This is a genomic window from Celeribacter persicus, assembly GCF_003050785.1.
Lineage (GTDB): Bacteria > Pseudomonadota > Alphaproteobacteria > Rhodobacterales > Rhodobacteraceae > Celeribacter > Celeribacter persicus.
In genome coordinates this window covers 1-7,221 of the sequence record NZ_QAOH01000047.1, presented here as the reverse complement: position 1 = coordinate 7,221, position 7,221 = coordinate 1, and the positions used below count along the sequence as shown (strand labels likewise).

At 55.8% G+C, this 7,221-nt stretch carries 10 protein-coding genes and 1 pseudogene; 3 read left to right on the top strand and 8 right to left on the bottom strand.

The window, feature by feature from the left end:
- A partial coding sequence (locus C8N42_RS20590) for a helix-turn-helix domain-containing protein (protein WP_483862458.1) occupies positions 1 to 638 on the bottom strand: 638 nt, incomplete at its 3' end.
- Between the two features lie 147 nt (positions 639 to 785).
- Here C8N42_RS20590 and C8N42_RS20585 point away from each other — a divergent pair.
- Positions 786 to 1,793 carry a hypothetical protein gene (locus C8N42_RS20585; protein WP_107818279.1) on the top strand — a complete coding sequence of 336 codons (1,008 nt, stop codon included), beginning with the start codon at positions 786 to 788 and terminating at the stop codon, positions 1,791 to 1,793.
- Positions 1,794 to 2,022: 229 nt separating this feature from the next.
- Here the strand turns inward: C8N42_RS20585 and C8N42_RS20580 are convergent, their stop codons facing one another.
- The 3 genes from C8N42_RS20580 to C8N42_RS22245 form a co-directional block, all read right to left on the bottom strand.
- A complete protein-coding gene (locus C8N42_RS20580) occupies positions 2,023 to 2,313 on the bottom strand; it encodes a BrnA antitoxin family protein (RefSeq protein ID WP_107818278.1) in 291 nt (96 codons plus the stop codon).
- Positions 2,310 to 2,552, bottom strand: a complete 243-nt coding sequence (locus C8N42_RS20575) for a BrnT family toxin (RefSeq protein WP_107818277.1) — start codon at positions 2,550 to 2,552, stop codon at positions 2,310 to 2,312. The genes C8N42_RS20580 and C8N42_RS20575 overlap by 4 nt, the downstream gene beginning before the upstream one ends.
- A 185-nt stretch (positions 2,553 to 2,737) precedes the next feature.
- Positions 2,738 to 2,875, bottom strand: a complete 138-nt coding sequence (locus tag C8N42_RS22245; protein WP_245890323.1) for a hypothetical protein — start codon at positions 2,873 to 2,875, stop codon at positions 2,738 to 2,740.
- Between the two features lie 16 nt (positions 2,876 to 2,891).
- Here C8N42_RS22245 and C8N42_RS20560 point away from each other — a divergent pair.
- Positions 2,892 to 3,074 (top strand): annotated as a pseudogene (locus C8N42_RS20560) (ATP-binding protein); the annotation flags it as partial.
- Positions 3,075 to 3,410: 336 nt separating this feature from the next.
- On the opposite strand, the gene C8N42_RS21440 reads toward C8N42_RS20560, so the two are convergent.
- The 3 genes from C8N42_RS21440 to C8N42_RS20550 are packed head-to-tail and all read right to left on the bottom strand — an operon-like array spanning position 3,411 to position 4,288.
- Positions 3,411 to 3,683, bottom strand: coding sequence for a hypothetical protein (locus C8N42_RS21440; RefSeq protein WP_146168300.1), 273 nt, complete (start codon positions 3,681 to 3,683; stop codon positions 3,411 to 3,413).
- A gap of 33 nt (positions 3,684 to 3,716) precedes the next feature.
- A complete protein-coding gene (locus C8N42_RS20555; protein WP_107818276.1) occupies positions 3,717 to 4,001 on the bottom strand; it encodes a type II toxin-antitoxin system RelE/ParE family toxin in 285 nt (94 codons plus the stop codon).
- Positions 3,998 to 4,288 carry a CopG family ribbon-helix-helix protein gene (locus tag C8N42_RS20550; RefSeq protein WP_107818275.1) on the bottom strand — a complete coding sequence of 97 codons (291 nt, stop codon included), beginning with the start codon at positions 4,286 to 4,288 and terminating at the stop codon, positions 3,998 to 4,000. The genes C8N42_RS20555 and C8N42_RS20550 overlap by 4 nt, the downstream gene beginning before the upstream one ends.
- A 244-nt stretch (positions 4,289 to 4,532) precedes the next feature.
- Between C8N42_RS20550 and C8N42_RS20545 the strand changes: the two genes are divergently transcribed.
- The gene (locus C8N42_RS20545; protein WP_107818274.1) at positions 4,533 to 5,564 is read left to right on the top strand and encodes an IS110 family RNA-guided transposase; all 1,032 of its coding nucleotides are present in this window, start codon (positions 4,533 to 4,535) and stop codon (positions 5,562 to 5,564) included.
- A gap of 1,373 nt (positions 5,565 to 6,937) precedes the next feature.
- Here C8N42_RS20545 and C8N42_RS20540 read toward each other — a convergent pair.
- Positions 6,938 to 7,159, bottom strand: coding sequence for a hypothetical protein (locus C8N42_RS20540; RefSeq protein WP_107818280.1), 222 nt, complete (start codon positions 7,157 to 7,159; stop codon positions 6,938 to 6,940).
- Between the last annotated feature and the right edge of the window lie 62 nt (positions 7,160 to 7,221).

Here is a 7,221-nt window from a genome sequence, read left to right as displayed (position 1 = left end):
AAACGTCGCTTTGTATCTGCAGCGGTCAGACCAATGAAATGTACGGGCTTTGTTCTCTCAAAGGCCCAAATATGCAGCTTCGGGCCAGCTAGGCCTACAAACTGGATGTCGGCAGGGGTATGATCGATCTGGACGACGTCGAGAGCGTGTTTGGCCCGGATATAGCCCGGGCGCGGTTTCAGACGCCGCAGGCTTTTCCCTCCTGAATGTCGCCGTCGGGCAATCTCCTCGGGCGTGAACAGTCGCGGGATACGCTTGGATACGGTGACATAGGCAGGCGGATCAAGACCCTCGCTGACACAACGGGCACGGATTTCATCGACGACCGGCGCAAGGTCCGGTTGCTCGGGTCGAAGCCACATCTCCCGAAGGGTTGCCGAAATGATCTCCTCAACGGCCGGGCTGATCCTTGCGCGCCTCGCCCCACCTGTTCTTGGCAGCAACGAAGAAACCCGGCGCTCGGTGCGGTATCGGCACAGGTGGTTGTAGACTTGGCGCGTCGAGAGACGCAATTCGGATGCTGCCCGAGCAACTGCGGTGCGCATAGGCTCTTGCCCGTCCAAAATTCGATCCAGTTCTCGCCCGATACGCGTTGCCTTCGCCCAAGCCTCGTCAGACGCTTCGTTTTCGCGCAGCATCACGAACCCGCCGCTCCACGGTTTCTGAACTCCATTTTCTGCCCCAGTCTCTCGCTTGTTGAAACGCGAGTTAAAAATTGAAATCGAAACGTAAAATATCGCGTCGGATTACGCTTCATCCTACTGAAATCCTGTAAGAACTTTTTGATGAAACGGCAAAGCAATTGCGACAAAGACGATCTCTGGTTCCTTCCCGGCCCCATCGAAGAAGAGCCGGATTTCTTGCCACCCGGCCCGCGCGCGGACCCGCCAGACCTGGCGCTCATTGACGATTGGGTACGGGCGCAAGCGATCCATGCAACTCATCTGGCAAAGGTGGCCGGACGTTTGGGAGCACTCGATGAGCGCTTGCGGCTCGGCCCCGAAGGGTGGCGACGCAGGCTGGCTCTGATCGAGGCGGCAGAGCTGAGCTGGCTTGCGGGCGATCGCGTTCATCCCGATCAGCTCGCGCTTTGGATTTCCATGCGTGGGTCATCTGTTCGCGACGATACAAAGATACTGGCCCGCATCCACTGGGCTGTGCGACACCTAACCGAGGGCCCTGCCCCACTCAGCGATTTGGCTGCCTTTCTGGACCGTCGCGATCCCGAGCATATAGCGGACACCTCAGAGCGTTTCGAAGATCGCGCCGAAAGCTGGCGGACTGTCATCTGCGCGGCGGACGATCTTCATCCGATTTCGCGCGCCTGCATGGGCTTTCATCTCTGGAATTTGGCGGGCCTTGGGCGCCACGGCGATCAGATCGAAGCAGCCGTCACGGCGGCCCGGATTGCCGCGAGTGACGGAAGCGGAGCCATCTTCGCACCGTTAGCCATGGGAGGCGCAGGAGGGCTGCGCTCATCTGGCGAGCCACCAGAGCGCCTTGCCCGCTGGCTGGATGGGATGAACAGCGCCATTCTCACAGCGATGCGGCATCTGGACGATGTCGAAGCATGGGCCGCCCGGGCAGAAATAACAATGGCGCCGCTTTCCGGTCGTACCCCGCCTGCTCTGCGCAGGGTGTTCACAGAATGGCCTGTGGTGTCGGCCCCCATGGCCGAAGCCTTAACCGGCGCCAGTCGGGCGGCCGTCCAACGCAATCTGGCGTGGATGGAAGCGTGGGGCCTTATCCGGGAAGTGACCGGTCAGGGCCGCTTCCGGCTCTGGCGTATTTGAGAGGGTTCTGTTGCAAACTTTTTCAACGGCCAGCATTTCATGTCTTTGCGGCGCTCGCGGAATACTTACGTCCAATGGATCGGCGTCTCCATCACACTGCAATCTTTACGACACAACCTGCGAAGGGGTGGCTATGCCGCCCCTTTCGTCATCAAGTTTCGACGTTCCCTCGCTATTCTCCGCATCAGATGCGGAGAATAGGCCTTTCAAACTACGCACGAGGACGAGCTTAAAGCCCCGCAGCATCCCGCAGTGCGTCATTCATGCGAGTCTGCCAGCCGGGCCCAGAGGCTTTGAAACGGGCGACGATTTCCTGATCCAGACGCAGCGAGACGGCCACCTTCGGTTTGTCTGACTTCGGGCGTCCACCAACATTCTTCCGCATGTCATCCGCCAAGGCCGGGAATACCTCGCTGAACGGTTTGGCTTGAGCAAGCTGCTCGTCCGCGGCTTCCGGCGCATCTGGATCGCTGGCGATCATGCGCTGGATTTGATCTTCGGTCAGGTGCTTCCGGGTCATAGTAGGTTCCTTTCCTTGCGACTGGCGGGACGCATCGAGATTACCGAAACGCCTTCGGTTCCCAAGGTGGCGAACACCACGGCAATCGTTCCATCCGCGAGACGGCCTATCGCCATGTGCCGACCATCCTTCACAGGGATCACGACAGAGGCCAGAAAGAACCCCTCATCCAAATCGGCAAAGTCCAAGCCGTGCTTGGCGAGGTTCGTTTGCCGCTTTGGCTCATCCCAGACGATCATCAACGTAGTTTATGTATATACAATAACCGCGGCAAGTTCAAGGGTTGTGTCGCAAAGATTGCAGTTTCTGACGTCAGCGCGAGGGCCACATCCGGATTGTCGTCCGATATGTAATCCACAATCGCCAGAAAGTCCGCAACGGCGGGAGCCTTCCATTCGAGTTCAGGCACGGCGTTTCCCGTCGATCAGGGCACGCGCTTCTTGCATGACCTGATCATGCGGGGTGGCCGGGCGCGGAACCACGTATCATAGGCGTCGGGATCGGCAGTCAGCCCGGCAGGAAGGCCACCTTCGGCGGCAACGCGGGTCAGTAGGATACGCACGGCATCAGAGAGTGTAAGACCGACGCCCGTGATCACCAGCAACTTGCCCTTCGATGAATGGACGGAAACCTTTGGCACCGAGCGCCTCACCGGCGCGCTCCTCGACCGGCTGACCCACCACGTCAATATCCTCGAGATGAATGGCGAGAGTTATCGCCTGGCTCAGAGCCAAGCGCGAAAAGCCACCAAAACCTCCTGATCACGAAGGCAGGACTTGGCCCTTAAGGCATGGTCGAAATGATGTGAGACATCCGCACAAAAAGATGTGCGTCCGGATGATCGTGGATACATTCCTGGGCTACACGGCAGGTGCCGGGCGTGTTGCTCTGCTATCGCGGCGAAGACGTCGTCGCTAGGCTGATTCGGATACCGATTTGGGGCTCATTCTGCGAACGTTTACCGTCGTTTTGAAAACGACGGGACATTAACGTAAAGCATCGCTGATACTGCCCGCTCCGGTACAATTTAGACGGAAAACCGCGTGTCAGCTTACACGCCCGTCAAAAGCATATCGAGCGCCCCGGTGATCTCTGTGTCATGCTCCACCAGACTGCCCGCAGGTGCTTTCAAAAGAGGGCTCTGTTGCAAATTTTTCTGGCTGCGAGCATTTTGCGCATTCTTGCTGAGATAAGAGGTGTAGCATGGCCGTGCCAACCAGTTCACGAGCGACGTTGTAGATGCTGGCCTTGTGATCTGGATTTGGGGCCGTGAACGTCTTGTAGTAGTTCGCCGCCGCCTTCACGGTGATTGTCGGTAGGTGTTCAATCTTGCGGCGGCTGATCCACGTCCACAATTTCCTTCTCAGCATATAGGGGGTCCCGTCTATTACATACCATGCCCATCATGTGCGGGATGGCGGCCAGTGCCGGGCGGCATGCAGAACACGCAGCACGCGCACCAAGTCCTGTGTCATGTCGTAAATCAAAATGTAGTTCTGGTGCGCGACCAGCTCGCGCGTACCTGCAACACGTCCAGGGCGGCCAAGGCTAGGGTGATCGACCAGCCGCGAAGCCTTTTCAGATATCAGCTCATCGAGGGCGAGGGCGGCGGCCGGGTTGTCCTGGGCGATGTACTCTCGGATCTCTTTTCGGTCGAGGCTGGCCGGTTTGGTCCAAACCAGCCTCACGAGCTAGAGCCTGATAGTTTGCGCCGCGTTTCTGCTCGCCATGCGGCGGCTTCTGCTTCCACGTCTTCGGCGGATATCAGTTCGCCCGCATTGGCCGAGTCTATGCCTGCCTGTACTTCACGTCGAAACCATGCGTCATGCTCCGCTGCTTCCTGCTGTTGCCGTACAAAATCTCGCATGAAGTCACGGAGCAATTGCGCCCCGCTACGGTCGCGGGACTTGGCCGCTTGGGCGAACTGGCTTTTCAAAGCGTCATCGACCCGAAAGGTGAAGGTTGCTTCGCTCATCGTTGCGTCCTCATGTGTTACAAACTAAGTACAATGTAGCACTTTGGCTGTTTTCCGTCTATTACCCACCGTCGCACAAGTCCTAAAACCTGCGACGGGCTTTCGCCCTTCCACGACCACTTGATCTGCAAGGCGTTGGTGTTGTGAGCGCTAAGTGAACTGTGATGGTGTGGATGCTCTCCCAAACCCGGTAGCATCAAAACGTGTAACTTTGCGCTGATGCAAACGATGAAGGAGCTGCACTATGTCCGATATCACAATTCTCGCGATAGATCTTGCCAAGAACAGTTTTCAGGTTTGCGCTGCAAACGGAGATGGCGAGGTCATTTTCAATCGCAGTCACTCCCGAAAGAAATTCGAGCAATTGCTACGGAGGCAGCGCCCATGCCGCGTCGCCATGGAGGCCTGTGCCTCTGCGCATTTCTGGGGCCGACTTGCGGGCGCTCTCGGACATGAGGTGCTGTTAATCCCGCCAATCTACGTCAAACCGTTTGTGAAACGTTCGGCAAAGAATGACGCCAATGATGCGGCGGCCATCGCGACCGCAGCACGCCAACCCAATATTCCATCTGTTGCCGTAAAAAGCGCAGAGCAACAAGCACATGCCATGCTTTTTCGGACCCACCAGACGTTAACGCGCCAGCGTGCCCAGCTTTTTGTTACCCTCAGATCCCACCTCTACGAACACGGCATTGTTTTGGCGAAAGGTAACGCGGTTCTTTTACGCTTTCGTGACCGGATGACTGAAGAGACGGACCACCTACCCCCGATTATTGGGGCAACTGCCGAGCTTTATTTCCACCAGATCGAACAATTGACACAGTCCCTTAGAGTGGTTGAACGGGAACTCGAAAAAGCGACGGCGGCGGATGAAGACGCTCGTCGGGCCCGAACAATTCCAGGCGTAGGCCCGATCAGCGCAGCGGCCTTTCTGGCCTTCGCACCACCCATGGAGGCCTTCAAATGTGGCCGGGATTTTGCGGCTTGGCTCGGGCTGGTTCCTCGGCAACATTCTACTGGAGGCAAGCCCAGACTTGGGCAAGTCAGTAAAATGGGACAAGCCGACCTGAGACGCCTTTTGGTAATTGGTGCGACCTGTTGCATTCGGTGGGCAAAGGCAAAACGCATTCAGGCCGGAAGTTGGTTGGATCGGCTCCTCATGAGAAAGCCGGCGAAGATGGCCGCCGTCGCACTCGCAAACAAGATGGCACGCATTCTTTGGGCGCTGGTCTCAAGAAAGGAAACCTATCGCGGAGACTTGCTCCAGTACGTTTGACATGTAAAGGAACTGGAGGGTGCCCGACAACTGGGCAACCTCGAGACGGTGAGGAGATCGACTGACGATTATGGGAACAAGCATCGGAAGATCCGCTTCGAGAAAACCATTTAGGAGTCCTGGACGTCATAGCCCGCAACTGCGATTTGGACTCGAAGTGATCTTACTCCATAACGGCCCGTGGCAGTTCAGAGCCACATCATCTGAGGCCTGACACACGACCGATACCGATCGCCGCCCAAACGTCAAAAGAGTCCTTGCCTAAAAGAGAGCATCCACACACGACTCCTATTGCTTCCGAGGGTAGGGTGATCGACCATCTACACGCTTACGTATTTTTTCCGCTAGGCGGCTACTGGAATTCCCTTTGAGTACTGCTTTTTAGCATCTTCTTTTGTACATACGAATGCCACGTAACTATGTTAATACGTGGCATCACCATGTACAAAATCGACAACGTGGCATTACTATGTACAAAAAAGGATCATAATTGACCCATCGGCGTGCCACCTTTTCGCTGCGTTCTTAAGCAAACATTGACCATCCTAACTTCATCAGTAAGAAGGATTCTCCTTCTTGAGTGAATGATAAGCTACGGCTCCTCGCACTAAGGGAGGCGTGGAGAACAGTTGAACCGGGCTTTTGGATTACGAGGCGGTTGAAAAGTGCCTCGCAATATCCTGTGTCGAAAGCCTCTCGCTTGCGCCATTTGGTTTGATATTTTTGCAGAGCTTCGATCTTTGAGCGAGGTCTATGACTGAACCCTTCGGCTCCAATCATCTACCTACATGTTACTATTGGCGCTCAGACCTCCCAAATTGGCTCAGGAGTGGACTTAGGGTGCTTTCTGGTGGCCTGGGGTGCCGCAAGACACTTCAGCTTCTCTACGGGCTGTTTTTTGCCCCCCACCCTTCTTTCGATCTGACCGACGCAAAATCTCATTCCAGGCTTCTTCCTGCAGCCTTTTGGGATGGTGTTTTGCTGATAACCGTACATCCTAAGTTTTTATAGACTTCATATGGTTTATACGTTCTCTATGCCTTGTAGATTTTATACCTTATGCCTTTTTTCTTGCTTTCTGTATAATGTGTATACTTCCTATGCTTTATAAGGATCATTCGAATCCTACATTCTATATATCTTGTTTTTCCTCTATAGCCTCTAGATTTTATCTGTCGCATTTATTCCATACATTTCGTTTTCTTTGTACGCTATGTACGCTTTATTCGGTCCTGCAAGCAGGCCCCTCAGCCTTCGAACTTGCCCAGACCTATGGCCTCCCCCTGCGTGTCTTGAATGCCCTCAGTAAGTTCCCCGCACTTCCCGCCACCCCGCGCCTCAAACGTAAGCATCCGGCGTAGGCCACGGCGCTGTCAGCGCCCGTAGTCCCGGTCCATTTCGATGAGGTCGCGCAGGTTTTCGATCCCGAATGGAGAGAATGCGATGACGCTGTCGTCTCCGGGGCCGTAGACCCAGATCACGCCATCTTCGGTTTCCATATCGATGGCGAGATCGAAGACCCGATCGACGGTTGCTCCCAGTTCGGCGGCAACGCGGTCGATGGTCTTGACGGAATGCACCTTGTTGAGCTGCATGATTATGCCGCCTCGGCGAGGAGCCGGGTTTTCCAGTTCCATGGTAGAAGTTCATGGATGCG

What these genes read in the sequence shown, in the direction of transcription:
- C8N42_RS20575 (WP_107818277.1), bottom strand. Translation starts at nt 2,552, where the DNA reads ATGATCGTCTGGGATGAGCCAAAGCGGCAAACGAACCTCGCCAAGCAC.
- C8N42_RS20540 (WP_107818280.1), bottom strand. Translation starts at nt 7,159, where the DNA reads ATGCAGCTCAACAAGGTGCATTCCGTCAAGACCATCGACCGCGTTGCC.
- C8N42_RS20545 (WP_107818274.1), top strand. Translation starts at nt 4,533, where the DNA reads ATGTCCGATATCACAATTCTCGCGATAGATCTTGCCAAGAACAGTTTT.
- C8N42_RS20580 (WP_107818278.1), bottom strand. Translation starts at nt 2,313, where the DNA reads ATGACCCGGAAGCACCTGACCGAAGATCAAATCCAGCGCATGATCGCC.
- C8N42_RS21440 (WP_146168300.1), bottom strand. Translation starts at nt 3,683, where the DNA reads ATGCTGAGAAGGAAATTGTGGACGTGGATCAGCCGCCGCAAGATTGAA.
- C8N42_RS20585 (WP_107818279.1), top strand. Translation starts at nt 786, where the DNA reads ATGAAACGGCAAAGCAATTGCGACAAAGACGATCTCTGGTTCCTTCCC.
- C8N42_RS20550 (WP_107818275.1), bottom strand. Translation starts at nt 4,288, where the DNA reads ATGAGCGAAGCAACCTTCACCTTTCGGGTCGATGACGCTTTGAAAAGC.